Origin of the sequence: Cutibacterium granulosum, from assembly GCF_900186975.1 — a bacterium.
Classification (GTDB): domain Bacteria; phylum Actinomycetota; class Actinomycetes; order Propionibacteriales; family Propionibacteriaceae; genus Cutibacterium; species Cutibacterium granulosum.
In genome coordinates this window covers 894,918-917,794 of record NZ_LT906441.1, presented here as the reverse complement: position 1 = coordinate 917,794, position 22,877 = coordinate 894,918, and the positions used below count along the sequence as shown (strand labels likewise).

Below are 22,877 nucleotides of genomic sequence, written 5' to 3'. Positions count from 1 at the left end.
GTGGAGTGCCCGTGCAGTGATCCTGCGGTATGAGCGTGCAGTTCGGTGTGCTGGTCGTGACGCGACGGACCGTGGGACGACACCACCGTGGAACAGCACATGGGCCAGGCTCGCCAATCCGCCCACGGCGGTGAGGGTGGCTGCCCCGGTCACCAGGTTCACCAGACGGGCGGCGTCATGCACCGCCTCGGCGTCGGGCAGCGGCCCGGATCCCAGCAGTGGTCGGAACTCGACCCGGTTGCCGTAGTAGACGTTTCGCCCGCCCAGCTGCACGGCCAGGGCGGCGGCCCAGGCCGCCTCGCACCAGCCGCCGTTGGGGCTGGGGTGGTGGTCGTGCTCGGCGCACACCGTCGCCCAGGTGTGGCTGCGGTTGCCACCCACCTCGGGGGCGCAGAGGGCGGCCAGCGCCCCGGTGAGGCGAGCCGGTAGCCAGTTGAGCGCATCGTCGAGCTTGGCTGCGACCTTGCCGAAGTTCTCGTAGCGGTCGTTGTGGTGGCCGATCATGGCGTCCAGGGTGTTGGAGCCGCGGTGCACGAGCATGGCTGGCAGTCCGCCCACCGCGCACCAGAGGATCGAGGCGACGGCGGCGTCGGACGTGTTCTCGGCCATGGACTCCACCGTGCCGCGGGCGATCTGGGGGCCATCGAGGGCCTCGGGGTCCCGGCCACACAGATGGGGCAGACGGTGCCGCGCCGCGTCGAGATCGCCGGAGGCCAGCACGTCGGCCATGACTCGTCCCTCATGGGAGAGGGACTGTGCCCCCACGACGGCCCAGGTGGTCACGGCGGTGGTGAGCGCTCGCCACCCCGGGTGACGTCGGGTCGCGACGTCGACGGCCAGGCCGGCGACGGCCAACGGGGTGAGAGCACCAACGGTGAAGACGGCCCCGCGGGGCACCGAGTCGGCGTACCACCGGCGTTCGGCACGGGAGACGGCATTTCCGTAGGCAGCCACCGGGTGATGACGCTCGGGATCGCCGACGATGCGGTCGGCGACGACCCCCGCAGCGATTCCGGCGGCCCGGCCCAACAGCCCCAGGGCGGTGCGACGATGCGGTTTCAACGACATGTGGCCAGCCTACTTGGTGCACGTAGCCGAGTTCCGGTCACATTCGGTCCCCTGCCCGCGCGGGGCTACGCTCGGTGCGTGACACACATCGTCCTCGTCCGCCACGGCCAGTCGACCTGGAACCTGGAGCATCGGCTGCAGGGCCAGACCATGCACGTGCCCCTCACCGATCTGGGACGTGCCCAGGCCGAGCAGGCGGCCCGCAGGGTGGTCGAACTCGTCGCACCGGGTACTGCCGTGATCTCGTCGGACCAGCTGCGTGCCGTGCAGACCGCCGAACCCATCGCGCGAGCCCTCGGGGTGGCCGTGGCAACCGACGCACGACTGCGCGAGCAGGCGCTGGGGCGCATGGAGGGCAAGTTGCCCGAGGAGCTCACCCCCGAGCCTGCCCCACCCGGGATCGACGTCGCCGACGTGCGCTGGGGCGGCGGGGAGTCTCTGGCCGACGTCGCGGCACGAACACGCAGTTTCCTCACCATTGATTCCCCTGCCGACGACGAGATCGTCCTCGTCACCCACGGCGACACGATGCGCGTCATCCTCGGCGTCCTAGACGGGCGCAGCCACCGTCATCTCGACTGGGACCTCATCATCGGCAACGGTGCCGTCATGGAGCGCGAGGTGGATCTTGCCGCACTGCGTGACGGTGAGTACGACGCCGAATGACACAGCCAAGCATATATATGCTGTAGCCATGATGAATTCCGACCGACCAACCGGTGACTACTCAGCGTTGTCCTCGGGATTGGTGGTGTTGCTCCTCGTCCTCATCATCATCATGGCGGCCACCGGGACAAGCTTCGCGACGGCACCGGGCGGATCGGTGCTCCACACCACCATTTTCGCAGTCGTGGCAGCGGTTGCCTGCATCCTTGGCCTCATCGCTTCAGTCCGCGGTCCCGGATCGCGCGCCTCGCGGATGGTTCACGGCATTGGCTGCGTGGTTCTCGCTGGTGGAGTCGTCTCGTTCCTGGCCTTCACCGATCCGACGACGATCAATGTCTTTGGTCTGTGTGCCGTGATCGTGGGATTCATCGCCATGCTGGTGGGAACGGCCATGATTCACTCCACCCGTCGTTGAGCCTCTTGACGGTCGCAGCCTGAACGTGATGGCTGCGACCGCCCGGATATCCCGTGGCCGGGGTGCGCCCCGGTCACTCGTTCGGCAGTTCCCGACAGGTACTCAACGAAGCAGGTACCCACAAGGCAGTGGTGACGATGGGCTGTGACCTTGGGCTCTCAGCGTTGGTGTCTTGGGATCCAAACGTTGATGGTCTCAAAGCCCCAGCGTTGGTGACCTTGGGCTCTCAGCTTCGGTGACCAGGACTCCCCGCGTCGGTGGTCTCGAACCCCAGCGTCGGCGGTCAGCGTCTGACACGCCCACATGCCAAGGGGATGAGACGCAGTGCCGAGGCAGGCCGTGGAGAGTCAGGCCGTGTCTAGGCCATGAGACAGCTCCAACCTGCCGCGCAGCACGTCCGGCCAACCCCCTCGCACACTCCGTCACACGCAATCGTGCCCGGGGCCGTTGGTCCCGGGCACGAATTGACGAGGGTTCGGCTCACGTCTGCTCAGCGCTCCCCCTTCTCGTCATCGTCGTCGGCGTCGTGGTGATCATGGCTGTCGGCCTTGCCGGCCTCGGCCTTCTCCTCCTTCTCGTCGTCATCGTCATCATCCTTGCCGAGCATGACGTCGATGTCATCCTCATCCTTGACGTCCTTGCCGGCACCGGGCACCTGGTCAGGGGTGTAGATCGTGGAGTCACCCGGGTAGGGGGTGCGGAAGAAGTGGGCGTTGTACCAGGTGAACCGGTTCATGAGCACCGGATCGACGGAGTCCTCCTCCTTCTCGGTGATGAACGGCTGGTGGGTGCGCCAGTCCTCCCACTTCTTGGCGACGGACTTCATGTTGGCGGGCACCGTCGTGGCAACCCCGTCGCCCTTGGCCTTGTCGAGTCCACAGGCCGGGATGCGCTTGACGTTCTCGGTGAGCGGGATCTGGTTGGGCACGGCCGTGAACGGCGTGTAGTCGGGATCCTTGACGAAGGCGTCGTACATCGGGGTGGCGGCGGCCAGCTTCTGGTTCAACGGTTCGGCACCGAGGATCTGCTGGATGGTGCGCACCACGTTGATCTGTGAGTAGTAGGTGCTGTTCACCGTGCCGTGGATCGCCCACGGGCTGATCACCTGGGTGGCCGAGCGATGCCCGTCGATGTGGTCGGCGCCGTTCTGGGAGTCGTCCTCGACGACGAAGATCACCGAGTCCTTCCAGTACTTGGAGTGGGAGATGGTGTCGACGATCTGGCCGGTGGCCAGGTCGGAGTCGGCCACCTGGGCGCGGGCGTCGGGGGTGCCGCCGGTGTGGTCGCTCGACAGCCACAGCATGTTGAGGTTGGCCGGGCCGTTCTTCTCGAGGTCCTGCTTCCACAACTGGGTGCGGTAGATGTCGGGAATGTCGGTGTCGAACTGTGGGTAGATGTGATTGGTCACCTTGTCCAGCGACGGGATCGGCGAGTTCTGCTTGACCTTGAGCTCCGGGCTGGTGAGCTGGGCCGCATCCCCGCCACCCAGCACCGACTTGGTGGCGCAGTAGTACTTCTGCCAGGTCGCATCCTTGGGCTTCTCGATGCCAGTGGTGAACTCACCGTAGTTCTTCACGGTGTTGCCGGCCGACTGCACCGACGTCCACAGGAACCCGGAACGCTGGTGGCCCAACACGTCGTCCTCGGTGTCGTAGGAGCGCTGGTAGGCACCGGAGTTCGTCTCGGTGTACTCCGGGTCGTCGCCCTGCATGAGCCAGTTGTGTCCCTCGGCGGAGTTGGTGCCGATGTCGTAGACGTTGTCGTAGAGCCCGAACTGCTTGTTGATGAGGTGCTGGTTGGGGCTCACGGCGCCACCGAACTGGGCGAGCTTGGGATCGCCGTCGCCGCGGGAGTCGTCACCGTACATCTGGTCGTAGGTGCGATTCTCCTTGACGATGAGGAAGACGTGCTTGATCGTCGACAGGTCACCGACCCGGGCAGGCACCGGCACGGGCTTGGCCTTGGAGTTCTTGGAGTCCTTGGACTTCGCGGTGTTGTCGTTGGTCCAGGCGTTCTGGTGGAAGACGGTGTTGGTCCACTTCTTGCCGATCTCGCTGTCGGCCGGCATGCGGAACCAGGTGAGGGAGCCCGTCGTGGAGTGGGTGGCGTGACCGGTGGCGTTCTTGGTGCCGAACCCCTTCTTGATGGTCTTCTCCGGGCCCCGGGCGTCGATGCCACGCACATTGGTGACGACGACCTCGTCGCCGGCCATCCCCACCTCACCGGGGAAGTAGTCGGTGGGCAGCAGACCGATGTACTTCACCGGTTCCTGCGGCTCCTTCTCGTCCCAGGTGAAGGTGGCCAACGCATTGGCGCGCCCCAGACTGACGAGGATGTGGCCGTCCTTGGTGGTGGTGACGCCGGTCGGCTCGTAGCCCACCTTGGCGCCCGAGTAGGGCTGGGTGGCGATCGTCTGGACGACCTTGTCGGTGCGGGTGTCGACCACCGAGACGGTGTCGGAGCCGGTGTTGGCCACCAGCAGGGCGTGGCCGACCGAGTGCATGGCGGTGGGGTGCAGTCCCACCCGGATGCTGCCGACCTTGGCATCGGGCTTGGTGACGTCGATGGTCGACAGGGTGCCGTTGGTGGAGGTACCCAGGTACGGGTCGGCCGGCACGTCGGTGCCGTAGGAGTTCATCGTGTTGTCGGTGCCCTTGGCCTGGCGTCCACCCTCGTTGCTCACGTAGAGCTTGTTGCCGACCAGCTGCACTGCGCGCGGGGCGATACCGACCTGCCAGGTGTGGGTCACCCTCTTGGTACCGAGGTCGATCTCGGCAACGCTGTTCTGCCCGTTGACCGGGACGTAGAGGGTCTTGCCGTCGGCGGAGAAGGCCGGTTTGCCGGGCAGCGGTTTCTTCTCGCCCTGGTTCGCGAGGGTGATGAAGTCGGTACCGGTGACCTTGCCATTCTTGTCCACGGTGACCAGACGTACGCCGGTGTTCTGCCCGAGGGCCACCGTCCGACCGTCGGGTGAGAACGTGGGATCGCCCTGACCGACGCTGGCATCCTTCACCTTGACGTCGCCGCCCTTGCCCACGGTGGAGACGAGCTTGTGGGTGCCCAGGGAGAACACCTGGAGGATCTGGTCGCCATCGGCAGAGGTCGCTGCCAGGACCTTGCCGTCCGGGCTGATCGCCGACCCCATGAACTTGCCGTGCTCGGTGACCAGACGCTCACCGATCGGCTTGATCACCTGGTTGTCGGAGACCTGCAGGCCGTCCTCGTACTCGCTGCCCACGTGGCGCTTGCCCCAGAAGGTGCCATTGGCGGCACCGATGGCCGCCGTCGTCCCCAACGCGAGGACGAGTGCAGCCGAGACACCGATGGTGATGTTACGGCGCCGATGGAACGGCTTGGTGGGGTTCTGCTGGGTCTTGTCGGTCGTTTCGTCAGTGTCGGGCTTGGACACGCGCTCTGCCTCTCCGCTGCGACGGCCCCGAGGATGCTCCTGTGCAGCTGATGGTCCACGAACCTCGGGCTGGTCACGAATCTAGGAGACGCGGGAGAAGCAGTGGCACATACTCGGTGACGTGCAAATGAACAGTACGTGTCACTGCAGTTCGACAAGTGGGAACGTCGTTCTGGACGTCGGCAGCCCTGCAGATGCCACGTGGTCCTCGGACACCGTCACCTCACAGCCAGCCACGCTCCCGCGCCGTCACCGCCGCCCCGGTGCGGTTGGCGGCCCCCGTCTTGTGGATCGCCGAGGAGACGTGGTTGCGCACCGTGCCCACCGACAGGAAGAGCTCGGAGGCGATGGCCGTCATCGATGCCCCGCCCTCGACCAGCCGCAGCACCTGTTGCTCCCGCTCACTGAGCAGGTTGTGGCCTTGCATGAGGGACTCTGCGGCAAGATCGGGGTCGATGACGCGTTGCCCGGCGTGCACCGTGCGCACCATCTTGGCGAGCTGCTCGGCCGGGGTGTCCTTGACGACGAATCCGCTCACGCCAGCATCCATGGCGCGTCGTAGGTAGCCGGGTCGTCCGAAGGTGGTGACGATGAGCACCCGACAGGTCGGGGCGGTGCTCGCCAGGTGTTCGGCGACGGTGATGCCGTCCATCCCGGGCATCTCGATGTCGAGCAGGCAGACATCGGGGTTGGTGCGTTGCACCATGTCGACGACCTCGTCACCCCGACCACAACTGCCGACGACCTGCAGGTCGTCCTCCATGTCGAGAAGTGCCGCCAGCGCTCCACGCACCAACGTCTGGTCATCGGCCACGGCAATCCTGATCACGTCGACAAGCTTGCCATGTTCTCCGCAGCAGACCCGAGAACCTCGGGGGCACCGGCACCGAGACTCATCCCAGCAGGGGCTACCGTGCCGAGCGCTCAGCCGATCACGCCGACGCAGGTTCCGTGGCCACCCGGGCCAGGGCCCACGGTGAGCTCTCCCCCAGCGGCATCGACGCGACGACGCATCCCCGTCAGACCATTGCCCCAGACGGCATCACCGAGGCCCGATCCGTCGTCGCATATGCACAGCTTCTCGTCGCCAATCCACATCCGGCACTGCGCGGCCCCGGAATGTCGCACGACGTTGGTCACCGCCTCCCGCAGCACCCACCCCCGTACCGAGTCGAAGGTGTCATCCTGGGAGGTGTCCTGGGCAGCCGCACTGCGGTGGTCCTCCACCTTCGGCTCGATCCCGGCTGCCTGCAGCGCGCTACGCGCCACCACCAGCTGGGTGTCCAGGGACACCTCGTGCAGTTGACTCACCAGCTCGCGCACCTGGTGCAGGGCAGTGCGCGCCAGGTGCTGCACCTCCTGGGCCTCGGTCACGGCCTTGTCGGGTGAGGTGGGTATCAGTCGTTGCACCAGCTCCGCCTTCATCGCCGTCACGGTGAGGGTCTGGCCGAGCAGATCGTGCATGTCCGAGGCGATTCGTTCCCGTTCGGTGAGTCGGACGACCATCTCCTTGTCGGCGCGCAACTGGTCCTGCACATGCCTGCGATATCGACTGAGCAGTCCGGTGACGGTGACGATGGCCGCAGAGACCGCGACGCTGAACAGCCAACCGCTCGGCAAGGTGCCCGTCCACCAGATGCCCAGTCCGGCAACCACTCCCGTGGCCCAGTTGAGCGCCGTGACGACGTACGGCAGTGTGTACGCCGCGTAGGCGATGATGAATGGGAAGAGCGCGACGGCGGCTCCCACTCGAACCAGTCCCAGCGCCACCACGAGGACCCACAACAGCCCGAATCCTCCGATCGCCCCACGCCGCACGAACCGCCGTGACGCCCACAACTCCGCACCGTCCGGATTGACGTGGAACATCCACAGATACGTCACGGAGAACGCGGCGACGCACGACAGCCCCAGCGCCAGCTGCCACGTCGGTACCGCTGGCGGCTCGAGCAGACCAGCGACCGCCAGGATCTCGAAGACCATCCAGACTGCCGCGTAGAGCACCGACTGTCGGCGCTCCCGAGCCATCGGCAGGGGAACCTGCTGCGTCGAGACCAGCTTCATGCTTTCCTCTCATGGGTGTGCACCGTGGACCATCTCAGCATGATGGACGGCAGGGCACGCGGCCAAGCGGGGCCCTGCGCCACGACACACCGGGAGCAGGTGCTCCGAGACCGGCGACCTCCACAGCAGCTTGGTCGCCGGTCAGGGCAAGGGGTCACGCTCAGCGGTCCTGATGACGCCTGCTGGCCAGGAAGGCCAGGGCCATGAAGACGACGGCCCATCCCAGCACACCGCCGATTCCCCACCAAACGGAGTCGTGGACGATCTTGTCACCATCGGCGATCCATCCTCCCTCCACCGGCCAGCGTGCCAGCAGATTGGGGCCGTACAGCGGGGTCCAGTGGGCGAATTTCAGCAGGCCACCACTCAACGGCGAGAAGGCATCGCCGACGAACGCTGCGGCAACGACGATGAACGACGCCACATTGGACGCGGAGTCGCTGCGCATCGCCATGCCGACGGCCAGACCGAGCATGCTGAACGGCAGGGTGCAGATCCAGCACAGCAGGGGTGAGGTGAGCCATCCCCAGCCGTCGATCCGAGCCCCGGTGAGGGCCCCCGCGATGAAGACCAGGGCGATCGGGGCTATGGCCACCAGCTGGATCGCAATCGTCTTGGCGGCGATGTACCGCCCCGGGGTCATCGGTGTCATGGCGAGTTGCCGGTTCCAGCCGCGGCCCTGTTCGTGGGCCGACTCGGCGGCAAGTGCGGTGACGGCCAGCAGCGCGCCGTAACATCCCATCGACGCCATGATGAGTGCACCCACGTTCCCGTGTGCGACCTCCTCGGACGAGTAGTCCTGCAGCGGTCCGAAGAGAAGGTACATGCCCAGGGGCATGATGATGGCAAAGATCACCGTGCCGGGGTCGCGCAGCATACGGCGCAGGTCGAGACGAATGTAGGTCTTCATGATTGCTCCTCATCGCTGGTGAGTTGCACGAACACGTCCTCCAGGCTGTTCGTGCTGATGCGCAGGTCGTGTGCCGTCGTGTCGTCGAGCAGGAAACGGGCGAGCTCGTCGGAATTGCTGGTGCGTACCTCCAGACGGCTGCCCTCCTGGTTCACCTCACTGGTGCCGGGGAAGGACCGCACTCGCTCAGCAAGGTCTGTCGCCTCATCGGTCGTGAACTCGACACGCGACCCGGCCACCGAGCCTCGGATCTCGTCGACGGGGCCATCGGCGACGATGCGTCCGTGGGCCATGAGCACGACTCGCTCGGCGAAGACGTCGGCCTCGCGCAGGTAGTGGGTGGCGAAGACGATGGTGCGGCCCTGCTCGGCCTGTTCGCGCATCTTCTGCCAGAAGTACCGTCGCGCCTCGACGTCCAGACCGGTCGTCGGCTCGTCGAGGATGATGAGCTCTGGCTGGCTGACCAGAGCCATGGCGAAGCGCAGCCGCTGCTGCTGGCCACCGGAACACTTCTTGACCTTGGTTCCCGCGATGTCGGCTAGATTCCATTCCTCGATCATCTGCGCCACGTGATCGCTCGCGCCGTGTGCGGCGGCAATGACCTCGAGGGTCTCGCGCACCGTGAAGTCGGGCAGGAGACCACCGCCCTGGAAGACGACACCGACACGGCCACTGCGTGCCGCGTCCTGCGGAGCGTGGCCGAGGACCGACACCGTGCCGTGGGTCGGTGCGATCATCCCCAGGATCATGTCGATGGTGGTGCTCTTGCCGGCCCCGTTGGGGCCCAGCACTGCGACGATGCTGCCGGTTGGAATGGTCAGGCAGACGTGATCGACGGCTCGGAGCGGTGAATGGCCCGGACGTCGAAAGGATTTGACGAGGTCATTGACCTCGATCGCGTTGTCCGTGTGTCCAGGACGTGGCGTGGCTGACTTCATGATGTCAATGGTCGTCGGATCCGCGCCGTGACACCATGGTCACACGTCAGGACTTGGGCATGACAATTGTCATGGGAAGGGATCGACCATGAACACCGCACAGCTGGACATCGTCGGAGCCGACATCACCACCCTGGCGGTGGACGCCGTCGTCAATGCCGCGAATCGCGCCCTGACAGGCGGTGGCGGGGTGGACGGCGCGATTCACCGTGCTGCCGGGCCGAGCCTGGCCGCACAGTGCCGGGAACTGCGCACGACCCAGCTACCAGATGGGTTGCCCACTGGCGACGCCGTCGCCACCGACGCCGGAGACCTGCCGTGCCGCTGGGTGATACACACCGTCGGGCCGATCTGGAGTGGAACGGTGCATGATGAGCAGCTGCTGGCCTCGTGCTACACGAGGAGCCTCACCCTGGCCGAGAACCTGGGAGCCCACAGCGTGGCCTTCCCGACGATCTCGGCAGGGGCGTACGGCTGCCCGATGGACGTCGCCACCCGGATCGCGGTTCGGGCGTGCGGCACGTTCGCCGCCGACGTCGTGGCGCGGGTGCTGCTCGTGGCGTTCAATGACGACGCCGCACGAGGCTATCGTGCGGCGCTCGACGAGGTGGAGTGACTCTCAGTCCGGGTTCTTCGCCCGGCGAGGAGCTCGGGACATGACACTATCCTGGGAGTCCCCGACTCCGGAGGCTTCTGCCGCGCGGGCGCTGCCGCCAGCCTGCACCGCGTCGGATCGCCCGGACCCGGGGTCGTCAGCCGTGTGCCCGGTTCCAGCCTTCCGACTGGCTCCGCCCTTGGCGTTCTTGGCGGAGCGTCTCATGATGATGACCACGACGACGGCAACCAAGCCAAGGGCCACCCAGTTGGCGATCTTGGCATAGCCGTTGAGCACGTCCACTGCCGGGTCGCCGATGGCGTAGCCAGCCAGGATGAATCCACCGTTCCACACCGTGGCGGCCACGAAGTCGAGGATGACGAATCTCAGGATCGACATTCCCGACGCCCCGGCAAGGACGAAGATCACGGGCATGAGTGGTAGGGGAATGGGAAGGTAGGCCACGAGGATGCCGAGCCACCCGAGTTTGATGGCCCACCGTTCCATGCGCTCGTAGTTCTTCGCCGATCGTTCCGAGGCACCGGCCCAGACCTCGATCATGCCGCGTCCCCACAGCTTGCCGGCCCACCAGTACACCCAGTCGAGCTTGATGGACATGAGCGAGCCGAGCAGCATCCACCAGTACCAGTGCCTGGCCGTGTCCACCGACACGAGGGCACCGGTCGCAGCAGCTCCGGTGCGCGACCCCGTGACGCCGAGCAGCATCTGTGGGCTCAGGCCGAGCAGCCAGCCACGCAGCGGGAGCATGGCCAAGGAGAACAGCCCCAGGAACCCGATCCAGCCCATGCACCAGTAGTCGGACTTGCCCGGCTTGTGCTTCCACGGCATTCCGGGATCGTCCCACCAGGGGCTGTCGTCATCGCCCGGATCGTCATCGGCCCTGCCATGCAGATCATCTGCAGAGGTCGCATCGGTGCACGTCAGATCGTCATGCGGATCATCGGTGCACGTGTCGTCCCTGTCCTCGCGGATGTCACCGGGCGAGGAGGATGACGGCTCCGGGGCATTCTCCATGAGGTTCAGGGTACCCAACACATGCCCCGTCGCAGTAAATCGGAGTCGTCAGCACATCGACACCGCACGAGGAAAACCGCAGCTGCGGGCTCAGTCGGAAAGTTCGGCCAGGTGGTCGCGCAGCACCAGGGCATGGTTGTGTTCCCGATCAGCGGCTCCGTACAGCAGGACGACGACGTCCTCGTCCTTGACTCGGTCGACGAAGGCGGACGGTTCGTCGGAGTCGTCGAGTTCGGCACGGTACCGGGCGGCGAAGGTGTCGAAGTCCAGCTCCCCGTGATGGAACGCCTGGCGCAGCTCGGTGCTCGGGGTGAGTTCCTTGGCCGTCTCGTCAAGTGCGGCATCCGCCTTGCGCACCCCACGCGGCCAGAGGCGATCGACGAGCACTCGGTACCCCGGCTCCGGGGCAGGCCCGGAAAGGTCGTCACGAATGTTGCGAGCAACGAACGTCGTCATGGTCGACATTGTACGTCGGACCGGCCACGCCACCCCAACCCCTTGCCCCAAGCGGCACCAGACGCCAGAGTGGGTGAACCTCCGAAAAAGGCCCCACACCACCGCGCAGCTCCACTGCCTCGCGGCGACATCTCCCCCGTCTCCCCATGACCTGTCCTGGAGCGACCGGCCGACATCGAATCTCACCAGTATCTCCCCGGTCTCGCCACGATCTGTCTGCCCACGACCGCACCGATTCGGCAGGCCCCGGAGCACGCTGTCCGACGCGAGCCAGGTGGTCGTTGCCGGACACAACGGCGCATAGTCGCCCACGACATGCCGAGATGAGGCAGACTGGTGACGTGGCAGTGAGCGTCTTCGACATCTTCAAGATTGGGATCGGGCCGTCGAGCTCGCACACGGTGGGACCAATGAGGGCCGCCAACGTGTTCGTGACCGACCTGGCGACCGATCCCCGGTTCGACCAGGTGAGCAGGGTACGTGCCGAGTTGTTCGGCTCGTTGGGAGCCACCGGACACGGGCACGGGTCGGAGTCTGCCGTCCTGCTGGGGCTGGAGGGCGAGGAACCCGCCACCGTCGACACCGACCGCACCCCGATCCGCGACGCCGAGATCCGCTCCACCAAGCGGATCGTCCTCAACGCCGCCCACGAGGTGAACCACGAGATCGACTTCTTCGACGAGTCGGACCTCGTCCTGTACCGCACCAAGTCGTTGCCCTTCCACCCCAACGGCATGACCTTCACCGCCTGGATCGGTGACGAGGTGCTGTGCGAACGCACCTTCTACTCGATCGGTGGCGGGTTCGTCGTCGAGCACGGTGAGGACAATCACCCCGCGATCGTCGCGGACTCCCGTGCGGTGCCCCACCCGTTCCGCACCGGCGCCGAGCTGTTGCAGCAGTGCTCGGACAATCGCATGACGATCCCCGAGATCACCATGGCCAATGAGCAGGCACTCAACCCGCAGATGGACGTCGCCCAGGAGCTGCTGCACATCCACGACGTCATGCACTCCTGCATCGAGGCCGGCTGCTCGCACTCCGGTGTGCTGCCTGGCGGGCTGCACGTGCGCCGACGTGCCAAGCGCGCCTACAGCGACCTCGTCGCCCGTGAGAAGCGCATCGGAACCCGTCAGGACCCGTTCGACTCGATGGACTGGCTGACGGTGTGGGCCCTGGCCGTCAACGAGGAGAACGCCGCCGGGGGGCGTCTGGTCACCGCGCCCACCAACGGAGCCGCCGGGATCGTACCGTCGGCACTGGAATTCGTCCTCAAGTTCCTCGAACCGCACAGCGACACCGACTCGGGCACCCCAGGGGTCGATCAGGGCGATGACGACGCCATCATCGACTTCCTGCTCGTCGCCGGGGCGATCGGGGCCATCTACCAGCAGTCCGCGTCGATCTCCGGCGCCGAGGTCGGCTGCCAGGGAGAGGTGGGCGTGGCCTGCTCGATGGCTGCCGCCGGCTTGGCACAGGTGATGGGCGGCAACCCGGCACAGGTGTGCAATGCCGCCGAGATCGGCCTCGAGCACCACCTGGGTCTCACCTGCGATCCGGTGGGAGGCCTGGTGCAGATTCCGTGCATCGAGCGCAATGCCGTCGGAGCCATCAAGGCAGTGACAGCGGCCCGGTTGGCCATGACCGGCGACGGACAGCAGATCGTCAGCCTCGACCAGGTGATGAGGACGATGGTGGAGACCGGCCGGGACATGAAGGACAAGTACAAGGAGACCGCCCGCGGAGGTCTGGCCGTCAACATCGTCGAGTGCTGAGCCCCTGGCAACGAGATCAGCCGCGTTGCCCGGTGTCACCGACTACACTGGGATCAGCTGCACGGTTTTGCAGTGCAGCGCCAGACGGTCGTGCAGGAATGGCCCTGCCCCGTCTGAACTTCCACTCGGATCGTCGGGCACGTACCTGCCCGTGGAAAGGATTAACGGTTATGGCAACCGTGCAGTACAAGGAGGCGACTCGGGTTTACCCGGGCACCGATCGCGCAGCCGTCAGCAAGCTCAACCTGGAGATCGGCGATGGTGAGTTCATGGTCCTCGTCGGACCGTCTGGCTGTGGTAAGTCCACCTCCCTGCGAATGCTGGCCGGCCTCGAAGAGGTCAACGCCGGTTCCATCTGGATCGGAGACCGCGACGTCACCGATCTGCCCCCGAAGGACCGTGACATCGCCATGGTCTTCCAGAACTACGCCCTGTACCCCCACATGACCGTGGCCGACAACATGGGCTTCGCCCTCAAGATGCAGAACGTGCCGAAGGCCGAACGCCAGCAGCGCGTCCTGGAGGCCGCCAAGCTGCTGGGGCTGGAGGACTTCCTCAATCGCAAGCCCAAGGCCCTCTCCGGTGGCCAGCGGCAGCGTGTGGCGATGGGTCGTGCCATCGTGCGCAACCCGCAGGTGTTCCTCATGGACGAGCCGCTGTCGAACCTCGATGCCAAACTGCGCGTGCAGACCCGTACCCAGATCGCCGCCCTGCAGCAGCGGCTGGGCGTCACCACCGTCTACGTCACCCACGACCAGGTCGAGGCCATGACCATGGGTGATCGGGTGGCCGTCATGAGTGACGGCGTCCTGCAGCAGGTCGACTCCCCACTGGCCCTCTACGACACCCCCAAGAACCTCTTCGTCGCCGGATTCATCGGATCGCCGGCCATGAACCTCATTGACGGCACCGTCGTCGACGGTGGTGTCCAGGTGGGCGACTACGTGGTACCGGTGGCCCGTGAGGTGCTCGACAAGGCTCCCAACGAGACCACCCTCACCCTGGGAATTCGTCCCGAGTCCTTCAGCCTGGGCGAGGAGGGCATCGGTTTGGACGTCGCCGTCGTCGAGGAGCTTGGCGCCGACGCCTACCTCTACGGAACCCTCATGGGTGCCGACCATGCCGACGTCGAGGATGCCTCCCGCCAGATCGTGGCCCGCATCTCCTCGCGCCGTCCTCCACAGCACGGTGAGCAGGTGCGTCTGGTCATCGACCCGAGCAATGTCCACGTCTTCAGCCAGGAGACCACCGAGCGAATCTCCTGACCTTCGCCCCTTGTGACACGGGCCCCACCCCTCATTGGTGTGGGGCCCGTTGCCGTCGGTCGGCGGGATCAGTGCACGGTACGCCGCCAACAGTCCGGTCCTCACCCGACGACTCGGGTGACGCGCCCGCACGCCTCGGCATCCGGTGCTCGACGGCGCAGGGCCTCGCCCTCAGTCCTCCCGCGTTCCGGGGCTGCTCACGGTCTTGCCGAGGTCCGTCGCGTCGAAGGCCTGGGGAAGGACGTCGGCCATCGTCATGACGCCCTTCGGGGTCCAGACGAGCAGATCGGGCCCGCCATGCTCCCACAGCAGCTGGCGGCATCGACCACACGGCATGATCGGCGCGCCGTCGGCGTCGACGCAGACGAAGGCGAGGAGTCTGCCTCCCCCGCCGGCGACCAGATCGCTGACGAGACCGCACTCCGCACACAGGGCGACGCCGTAGGCGGCGTTCTCCACATTGCAGCCACGCACCACACGCCCGTCGGCAGCCAGACCGGCCGCCCCCACCCGGTAGTGCGAGTAGGGGCAGTATGACAGCTGCGTCATGTGGTGGGCGAGGGCAACGAGGTCGTCCCAGTTGATCCTCGGATCACGTGGCGATGCAGTTTCGCTGTGCGGCTCAGGATCGGTGCTCGCCCCAGGGGCTCTCCCAGATGGGGAGCCGCCCTCCTGCCGCGTCCCGGAGCCGTTGCGCAGCCCCAAACTATCGCCTGCCGAGCCGTCACCACGCATCTACGGATCATTCCTTGACGAACGGGGTGCCGTCGGCAGCCGGGGCACGGACCTTGCCGACGAGCCCGGCCACGGCGACGATGGTGGCGATGTAGGGCAGCAGCAGGAGCACCTGGCTGGGCATCGGGGTGCCCAACGGCCCGAGTTCGGTGGACAGCTGGGTGACGAAGCTGAAGAACAACGCCATGAGCGCCGCCTGGCCCGGCTTCCAGCGTCCCATGATGAGCGCCGCCAGGGCGATGAAGCCGTTGCCGACCGTGATGTTCTTGGAGAACGCCCCCACCGTGCCGATGGTGAAGTACGCCCCGCCCAGCCCGGCGAAGACGCCGCCGACCAGGACCGCCGACCAGCGCACCGCCGTCACCGAGATGCCCACCGTGTCGGCCGCCTCCGGATGCTCCCCCACCGAACGGATCCGCAGCCCCCACCGGGTACGCCACAGCAGGAACCACACCAGTGCGATGCACAGGAACCCGATGTACACCAGAACCGTCTGGTTGAAGAGGATCGGTCCGAGGAACGGGATCCTCGACAGTCCCGGGATGGCGATCGGTTCCATGATCGGTGTCGCATTGTACTTCTCGGCGTCGGTGACGAGCAGCTGGTTGAAGAGGAACCCGGTCAGGCCGCTGGCGAAGAGGTTGACGACGACCCCCATGACCACCTCGTCGACCAGATACTTGATGGTGAACAGGGCCAGCAGGGCCCCCATGAGCACACCGGCCAGCACGGCGGCGACGAGGGCCGCTGCGATGGACTGGGTCATCGAGCCGACGAGGGCCGCCGTGAATGCCGCCGTGAGCATCTGCCCCTCGATGGCGACGTTGACGACGCCCGAACGCTCACACATGACACCGCACAGGGCGCCGAGGATCAACGGAGTGGCCAGCGAGATCGTTCCCTCGAGCTGACTGGAGACCTGGAAGGGCAGGCTGGCCCCGGCAGCAGCCCAGGTGAGCAGCCCGACGACGACCGTGACACCGGCGACGACTCCGGCGATGGTACCGATCCATCCGTGTGAGCGCTTGAAGGCGAAGGCCACGGCGGCGAGGGCGCACAGGATGCCGCTGACGAGCACGGTCGGCAGACCTGGCAGCTTGACCGTTCCGAGGTCCTTGCCACTCAGGGAATCCAGGAACGAGAACTGCGCGATTCCCGAGGTGCGAGGTACGAGAGCCAGCATGAGCACGGCCATGATGGCGATGAGGATCGACGTGGAGATGCGGTGGCTGCGGGCCTCCCGCGACTCGATCCTCGCCAGATGCACCTCCTGTGCCGAGCCTGGGGCAGGGGCAGCCTGCCCGGGGGACGAGAGCGTCGTGTCACCAGTCGTCATGCCACCGCTCCTGAGTTGGACGTGGTCTGGACGGGTGTGTCCTGCGTGTGCCTGCGTTGGCGGCCGGTTCTGAGGAACGGCAGGATCGTCCGGACGAGCATCGGCGCCGCGACGAACATGACGATCACCGCCTGGATGACGCTCACGAGATCCAGGGAGGTCTGCGCCAGGGCCTGCATGCGTAGACCGCCCTGGTTCATCGCACCCCAGAACAGACCGGCCAGGATGATACCGAACGGGTTGGAGCGCCCCAGCAGGGCCACGGTGATGGCGTCGAAACCGATGGTGCCCACCAACCCGATGGACAGCTGGGTGGGGGTGGCACCCGAGATCGGCCCCAGCGCCACCTCGACCCCGGCTAGGCCGGCCAGGCCACCCGAGATGAGCATCGTGCGGACGACGACCCGGTTGGTACGCATGCCAGCAGTGGCAGCGGCATGCGGGTTCTTCCCCACCGCCTTGATGTGGAAGCCCAACGCGGTGCGCTCCAGCAACCACCAGGTGATGACGGCAGTGAGCAGCGCCAGGAGGAAGCCCAGGTGCAGCTGGGTGCCCTCCACCCGTGGGAAGGTGGCATTCCAGTCAACGATCGGGGCGATCGGGTCGCTGCGTCCGGGCATCTGGAACGCCGTCGTGGTGAGCAGCCAGGCGAGGATGCCGCTGGCGATGTAGTTGAGCATGATGGTGACGATGACCTCGTTGGCTCCAGCACGGGCCTTGAGAGCCCCAGCGATCCCACCCCAGAGGGCACCTGCCACGAATCCGGCAAGGATGGCGAGCAACAGGTGTGGCACCAGCGCCAACCCGTGGAAGTTGAACCCCACCCAGGCAGACATCGTCGCCCCGGCGATGGCCTGGCCCTGACCACCGATGTTGAACAGGCCGGCCTTGAAGCCCAGTCCGATGGCAAGGCCGGCGCAGATGAGCGGTGCGGCTTGGGCGGTCGTCGCCGTGATGGCCTGCCACGAGCCGAACGCCCCCTCGAACAGGGCGGAGTAGGCGGCGGAGATCTTGTCCCAGGAGTCTCGCAACGCGTCGGGGCGGGAGAACAGGTAGCTCCATTCCCGGTTGATCTCGGAGTCGGAGAACACCATGATGATCGCCGAGACGACGAAGGCCAGCACGAATGCAGCCACCGTCACCCAGAAGTCGTTCCACGGGAATCGGCGTCGTGGCGCTGGTTCGACGCCAGCCTGCCCAGCTGTTGACCGGGACTCGGCGGAGTGTGTCCCGCTCTGGGCCACCGGACTCTGTGTCTGGGGCTCGGCCCCCATCGGCACGCGAGCGGCCTCGGTGTTCGTGGAGCCGGCTGGGCTGTCGGCTCTCAGATCGTCGGCGCGGCGCGGCGACGACTCTGGTGGGATGGGTCGATCGCTCATCGGTTCGACTCCTCTGGTGTCGCGGTGTCGGGTTCCTGCGGGGCGACGGATTCGAGGACAGTCCGGTCGGTGGCAGGATCAGGGATCGAGGCGCCGGTGGACTCGGTGGCCTCCTCATGGCTGAATCCAGCCATCATGAGGCCCAAAACCTCCCGTGGCGTGCCGGCCGGCACGATGCCGACGATCCTGCCGCGGTACATGACGGCGATCCGATCGGCCAGGGCCTCGATCTCGTCGAGCTCGGTGGAGACGATGAGCACGGCCGTGTCCTTGTCACGTTCGGTGACGATGCGTTTGTGCAGGAACTCGATGGCGCCGACGTCCACGCCACGGGTGGGTTGGGAGGCCACCAGCACGCTCAGCGGACGGGACAGTTCGCGTGCCAGGACGACCTTCTGCTGGTTGCCACCCGACAGGGACGACACCGGCAGGTTGATCGACGGGGTGCGGATGTCGAACTCCGCGACCCGCTCCCGGGCGTTCTCCCGTATCCTGCCCAGCTGCAGGCTGCCGCCTTTGGTGTACTGCTCGACATGGTTGAGCACGAGGTTCTCCGCCACCGAGAACGTGCCGACGAAGCCGTCGCGTTGCCGGTCCTCCGGCACGAACCCCAGGCCCGCCTTGATGGTACGGGCCGGATCGGCGTGCGTGGTCGGTCTGCCGTCGATGCGAATGGTTCCGCCGGTGGGCAGCATCGTACCGAGCAGGGCGGACGCCAACTCGGTCTGTCCATTGCCCTGCACTCCCGCTACGCAGAGAATCTCGCCGCCTCGCACCTCGAAGGAGACGTCGTCGACGACGACGGCACCGGTGTCGTCGGCCACGGTGAGACCGTCCACCTGCAGGCGCGGGGTGGTGGTGTGCGCCTCCGGCTTGTCGACGACCAACTGCACGGCACGTCCCACCATCATCTCGGCCAGTTCCCCCTCGGTGTCGTCGGGGTGGGCCTGCCCGACGATCCTGCCGCGTCGGATGACGGTGATGTCGTCGGCGATCTCACGCACCTCGCGAAGCTTGTGGGTGATGAAGACGATGGCACGTCCCTCGTCGCGCAGCATGCGCATGACGGCCATGAGCTCGTCGATCTCCTGGGGTGTGAGCACGGCGGTGGGCTCGTCGAAGATGAGGTACTTCGCGTCATTGGTGAGGGCCTTGAGGATCTCGACGCGCTGCTGGATGCCCACCGGCAGGTTCTCGACGACCGAGTCGGGATTGACGTCGAGGTGATAGCGGTCCGAGAGCTCGGTGACCTTGCGACGGGCTCGTCGCATCGACAGCACCCCGGCCGTGGTCTCCTCACGCCCCAGGACGATGTTCTCGGCAACGGTGAAGACGTCGACGAGCATGAAGTGCTGGTGCACCATGCCGATGCCAGCCGCCATGGCCTGCCTGGGATTGGCGAAGTGCTGCTGCGTCCCGTCGATGAACACCTGCCCCTCGTCGGAGTCGAGCAGGCCGTAGAGGATGTTCATGAGGGTCGACTTGCCCGCCCCGTTCTCACCGAGCAGACAGTGGATTCGCCCCGGAACCATGTCCAGGTCGATGTGGTCATTGGCCGTGAGGGTGCCGAATCGTTTGGTGACCCCGCGCAGCGACAGGCCGGACTCCAGCGGGGGCCGGGAAGCATCGTGCAGTGGGGACGCAGGGTCCTCATCGGTGGCAGTGGACACGCGTTCATCCTTCCATGTCCGCGCAGCTGTGGTTCCCCCCGGGGGAAGGGTGTCCCGGGGCCCGGTGCCCCGGGCCTCGGGATGGCTGGGGATCGATCACTTCAGGGGCTGGGCCGCCGAGACGATCTTGATCTTTCCGGAGGCGATGTCCTTCTCCACGGTCTTCAGCTCCTTCTTGACGTCGGCAGGAACCTTGGAGTCGAAACTGTGGAAGTCGGACAGACCAGTGCCCTTGTCCGCCAGGGAACCGATGTAGGGATCCCCGTTGAACTTGCCGTCCTTGACTGCCTTGACGGCGTCGAACACCGCCACGTCCATGCCCTTGTACACCGAGGTGATGATGTTGTCGCAGTAGGCTGCCTGGGTCTTGCAGCCATCGGCGTCCACCCAGATGACGTTGGACTTGCCACCGGAGGCCTTGACGGCCTGCAGAGCACCGTTGCCCGCATTGCCGGCAACCGGCAGGATGATGTCGGCGCCCTGGTTGAGCAGGGTCTGTGCCGTGGACTTGCCACCAGCCACGTTCTGGAACGGATCGGGCTGCGGCACGAACTGGCCGTCCTGGGACTTGGCATTCCAGCCGAGGACCTTGACGTCCTTGCCCTTCTGCTGGTTGTAGTAGTCGACGCCCTGGGCGAAGCCGTCCATGAAGATCGTCACGGTCGGGATCTTCATGCCACCGAAGGTGCCGACCTTGCCGGTCTTGGTGAGGGCGGCTGCCAGGTAGCCCGCCTCGAAGGAGGACTGGGCAGTGTTGAAGATGAGTGGCTTGAGGTTGCCGGGAGCACCCTGGGGCTGGTCGTCGACGATGGCGAACTTGACGTTCGGGTTCTCCTTGGCAGCAGCGACGGTGGTCTTGTCGAGCAGGAATCCGACCGAGACGATGAGATCACACTTGGTGTCGACGAGGGACTTGATGTTGACGGCGTAGTCCTTGTCGCTCTTGGACTCCACCTTGGCGATCTTCACACCGAGTTCCTTCTCGGCACGCTCCAAGCCCGCCAAGGAGGTCTGGTTGAAGGACTTGTCGGTGAAACCGGCGGTGTCGGAGACCATGCAGGCCTTGACGTCGGACTTGGCCGCCGAACCGGTGTCGGATGAGGAACTGGCCGCCGAGGTGTCCTTGGTGGGCTCCTCGTCAGGGGCCTTGGCACAGCCAGTCATGGCCATCGCAGCGCTGACGACGACCGCCGGGATGGCGAGAAACTTCTTCTTCACGGACTGTCTCCTGACTGAGAATGGAGCGATGGAACCGAACCCGAAAAATCACATCGAGCCATCAAATGTTAACCCTTCGATGATTCTTCGGCACCTCTCGGCACCTCATGGCGGCTGAGTCGCCAACAGCGCATCGGCCCGCCGTACACATCTGGCTGGTCCAGACGTGATCGCTGCATCAGGAGAGGGTTGCCCTGCCGACCTGCCCGGACGATACGCCGTCGTCATCAGCGACCCCACCGGCTGGCCCACCGTCCTCGGGCTGTGCTGGCCCGGTGGTCGGTCCACTCGCCTCGTCAGCACGTGGAGCGCCGTCCCCACTGTGCGGCGTCTCGGGGGCATGCGGACCTTGCGGACGCGCTGTGACGGTGGGCACCGCTCCTTCCATGGCCGCTCCGTCCAGCCGCTTCAGCCGCAGCCAGGAGGCGCGACGTCCGTCCAGCTCGATGACGGTGAGCTCGACATTGGGGTCCTCGTCCTCGTCGTCGGACTGGTGAACCGGCGACAGGTGACAGCGCACCTGCTGTCCCACGGCTGGCATCTGCCCGGTCCGTGCCATGAGGAATCCGGCCACCGTGTCGTAGGGCCCCTCGGGCATCACGAGCCCCACTCGGTCGGTGAACTCCTCCAGGGTCATGAGGCCGTCGATGTCCCGGAGTCGGGTGTGCATGGCGTCGGAGGGTTCGATCTCGTCGTACTCGTCGGTGATGTCGCCGACGATCTCCTCGACGATGTCCTCCAGGGTGACGATTCCCGCCGTACCGCCGTACTCGTCGAGGACGATGGCCAGGTGTGAGTTCGCCCGGCGCATCTCCGACATGGCCTTGAGCACCTTGACCGAGTCGGGTATCGACAGCACGGGCCGCACGATCTGACGCACCTTGGCGTGACGCTCGGCCGGATCCATGTCGAGGAGGTCACGGATGTGGATGAACCCGAGGATGTGATCGACGTTGCCATCGGTGACCGGGTAGCGGGAATGGGCCCCGTCCCCGACCACCTGGGCTGCCTGGGAGGCGGTGAGGTCACCGGCGAGGAAGTCCACCTCGGTGCGCGGCACCATGACCTCCCGCAGCGAGGTCTGGCCGGCATCGAAGACGTCGTCCAGGATGTGCCGTTCCTCATCGCCGAGCGTCGACGAGGACGACACCATCGATCGCAGCTCCTCGTCGGTGATGTCCTCACGAGCTGCGTGGGGGTCGCCTCCCAGGATCCTGACGAGCACGTCGGTGGACACACCGAGGAACCAGATCACTGGTCGGAACGCCGTCGCGATACCGCTGACCATGGGGGCCAGGGCGAGGGAGAACGCCTCAGCCCGTTGCATCGCCAGCCGCTTCGAGGTCAATTCGCCGATGACGATGGAGAAGTACGAAATCACCACCGTGATGACGATGAGGGCCAGGGTGTTGGCGAATCCCGCCGACATTCCCCATCCCACGAACACGGGGGCCAGATGCTGGGAGAGCACCGAGGCACCGAACGCTGCCGAGAGGAAACCGGAAAGGGTCACGCCGATCTGGACGGCCGAGAGGAACAGATTGGGGTTCTCGGTGAGTCGTGCGATCACTCGACCGCGTTTGCCGCGAGTTGCCTCGAGTTGTTTGACCTGGGAGTCCCGCAGGCTCACCAGGGAGATCTCGGCGGCAGCGAAGACACCGCCGATGATGATGAAGACGAAGACCAGAATGATGTTGGTCGCTATGTCAGACATGTCTCGTCACCACCTGCACTGCAGGCTTGGGACTGTCGCCCTCCGAGTCGTCATGGTGCATGTGCCCAACAATAGCGGGATCACGCAACACAGCTCACGCAGCGGGCCGCCGTCACGGCGCGACTGGATGACCCAGCAGGTCTGGGCCCCGCAAGGCTGGGAGGTCGGACGCTGTGAGAACGAATACCACCTGGCCCCATCGAGGACCTCGTGCAAGGAGTCACGTCAC

General features: G+C 66.0%; 17 protein-coding genes and 2 pseudogenes. 5 read left to right on the top strand and 14 right to left on the bottom strand.

The annotated features are described in order from the left end of the window. Positions 1 to 42: 42 nt before the first annotated feature. Positions 43 to 954: pseudogene (locus tag CKV91_RS03765) on the bottom strand (CobD/CbiB family cobalamin biosynthesis protein); the annotation flags it as partial. A gap of 192 nt (positions 955 to 1,146) precedes the next feature. Here CKV91_RS03765 and CKV91_RS03760 point away from each other — a divergent pair. Both CKV91_RS03760 and CKV91_RS03755 read left to right on the top strand, forming a co-directional pair. Continuing rightward, a complete protein-coding gene (locus CKV91_RS03760) occupies positions 1,147 to 1,734 on the top strand; it encodes a histidine phosphatase family protein (protein WP_065860887.1) in 588 nt (195 codons plus the stop codon). Between the two features lie 28 nt (positions 1,735 to 1,762). Continuing rightward, on the top strand, positions 1,763 to 2,149 hold the full coding sequence (locus CKV91_RS03755; protein WP_095140959.1) for a hypothetical protein: 387 nt from the start codon (positions 1,763 to 1,765) through the stop codon (positions 2,147 to 2,149). A gap of 490 nt (positions 2,150 to 2,639) precedes the next feature. On the opposite strand, the gene CKV91_RS03750 is transcribed toward CKV91_RS03755, so the two are convergent. From CKV91_RS03750 to CKV91_RS03730, 5 genes are all read right to left on the bottom strand, one after another. Beyond that, positions 2,640 to 5,558, bottom strand: coding sequence for a bifunctional YncE family protein/alkaline phosphatase family protein (locus tag CKV91_RS03750; protein WP_021106003.1), 2,919 nt, complete (start codon positions 5,556 to 5,558; stop codon positions 2,640 to 2,642). A gap of 223 nt (positions 5,559 to 5,781) precedes the next feature. Continuing rightward, complete coding sequence (locus CKV91_RS03745) at positions 5,782 to 6,387, bottom strand: response regulator transcription factor (protein WP_065860878.1); 606 nt, start codon at positions 6,385 to 6,387, stop codon at positions 5,782 to 5,784. 95 nt (positions 6,388 to 6,482) lie between these two features. Beyond that, positions 6,483 to 7,622 (bottom strand): sensor histidine kinase, encoded by a 1,140-nt coding sequence (locus CKV91_RS03740; RefSeq protein WP_021104750.1) that lies wholly within the window; start codon positions 7,620 to 7,622, stop codon positions 6,483 to 6,485. Between the two features lie 160 nt (positions 7,623 to 7,782). Beyond that, positions 7,783 to 8,532 carry an ABC transporter permease gene (locus CKV91_RS03735; protein WP_021104749.1) on the bottom strand — a complete coding sequence of 250 codons (750 nt, stop codon included), beginning with the start codon at positions 8,530 to 8,532 and terminating at the stop codon, positions 7,783 to 7,785. Then, positions 8,529 to 9,470 carry an ABC transporter ATP-binding protein gene (locus CKV91_RS03730; protein ID WP_021106005.1) on the bottom strand — a complete coding sequence of 314 codons (942 nt, stop codon included), beginning with the start codon at positions 9,468 to 9,470 and terminating at the stop codon, positions 8,529 to 8,531. The genes CKV91_RS03735 and CKV91_RS03730 overlap by 4 nt, the downstream gene beginning before the upstream one ends. Positions 9,471 to 9,558: 88 nt before the next feature. On the opposite strand from CKV91_RS03730, the gene CKV91_RS03725 reads away from it, so the two are divergent. Further along, a complete protein-coding gene (locus tag CKV91_RS03725) occupies positions 9,559 to 10,086 on the top strand; it encodes an O-acetyl-ADP-ribose deacetylase (protein WP_021104747.1) in 528 nt (175 codons plus the stop codon). Between the two features lie 180 nt (positions 10,087 to 10,266). Here CKV91_RS03725 and CKV91_RS09755 read toward each other — a convergent pair. Continuing rightward, positions 10,267 to 11,100 (bottom strand): annotated as a pseudogene (locus CKV91_RS09755) (DedA family protein); the annotation flags it as partial. Positions 11,101 to 11,190: 90 nt separating this feature from the next. Further along, entirely contained in the window at positions 11,191 to 11,556 is a 366-nt protein-coding gene (locus CKV91_RS03715; protein ID WP_021104745.1) for a DUF488 domain-containing protein, read from the bottom strand. 323 nt (positions 11,557 to 11,879) lie between these two features. Between CKV91_RS03715 and CKV91_RS03710 the strand changes: the two genes are divergently transcribed. Both CKV91_RS03710 and CKV91_RS03705 read left to right on the top strand, forming a co-directional pair. Beyond that, positions 11,880 to 13,331, top strand: a complete 1,452-nt coding sequence (locus CKV91_RS03710; protein WP_021104744.1) for an L-serine ammonia-lyase — start codon at positions 11,880 to 11,882, stop codon at positions 13,329 to 13,331. 170 nt (positions 13,332 to 13,501) lie between these two features. Continuing rightward, on the top strand, positions 13,502 to 14,596 hold the full coding sequence (locus CKV91_RS03705; RefSeq protein ID WP_021106008.1) for an ABC transporter ATP-binding protein: 1,095 nt from the start codon (positions 13,502 to 13,504) through the stop codon (positions 14,594 to 14,596). A gap of 171 nt (positions 14,597 to 14,767) precedes the next feature. On the opposite strand, the gene CKV91_RS03700 is transcribed toward CKV91_RS03705, so the two are convergent. From CKV91_RS03700 to CKV91_RS03675, 6 genes are all read right to left on the bottom strand, one after another. Further along, the gene (locus tag CKV91_RS03700) at positions 14,768 to 15,145 is read right to left on the bottom strand and encodes a cytidine deaminase (RefSeq protein ID WP_051254913.1); all 378 of its coding nucleotides are present in this window, start codon (positions 15,143 to 15,145) and stop codon (positions 14,768 to 14,770) included. Positions 15,146 to 15,338: 193 nt separating this feature from the next. Continuing rightward, positions 15,339 to 16,667 carry an ABC transporter permease gene (locus tag CKV91_RS03695; protein WP_021106010.1) on the bottom strand — a complete coding sequence of 443 codons (1,329 nt, stop codon included), beginning with the start codon at positions 16,665 to 16,667 and terminating at the stop codon, positions 15,339 to 15,341. Beyond that, a complete protein-coding gene (locus CKV91_RS03690) occupies positions 16,664 to 17,941 on the bottom strand; it encodes an ABC transporter permease (RefSeq protein WP_065860886.1) in 1,278 nt (425 codons plus the stop codon). The genes CKV91_RS03695 and CKV91_RS03690 overlap by 4 nt, the downstream gene beginning before the upstream one ends. 101 nt (positions 17,942 to 18,042) lie before the next feature. Continuing rightward, positions 18,043 to 19,680, bottom strand: a complete 1,638-nt coding sequence (locus CKV91_RS03685) for an ABC transporter ATP-binding protein (protein WP_095141075.1) — start codon at positions 19,678 to 19,680, stop codon at positions 18,043 to 18,045. A gap of 132 nt (positions 19,681 to 19,812) precedes the next feature. Next, on the bottom strand, positions 19,813 to 20,934 hold the full coding sequence (locus CKV91_RS03680) for a BMP family lipoprotein (protein ID WP_021104737.1): 1,122 nt from the start codon (positions 20,932 to 20,934) through the stop codon (positions 19,813 to 19,815). Between the two features lie 178 nt (positions 20,935 to 21,112). Continuing rightward, positions 21,113 to 22,648, bottom strand: coding sequence for a hemolysin family protein (locus CKV91_RS03675; RefSeq protein WP_021104736.1), 1,536 nt, complete (start codon positions 22,646 to 22,648; stop codon positions 21,113 to 21,115). Positions 22,649 to 22,877 lie beyond the last annotated feature (229 nt).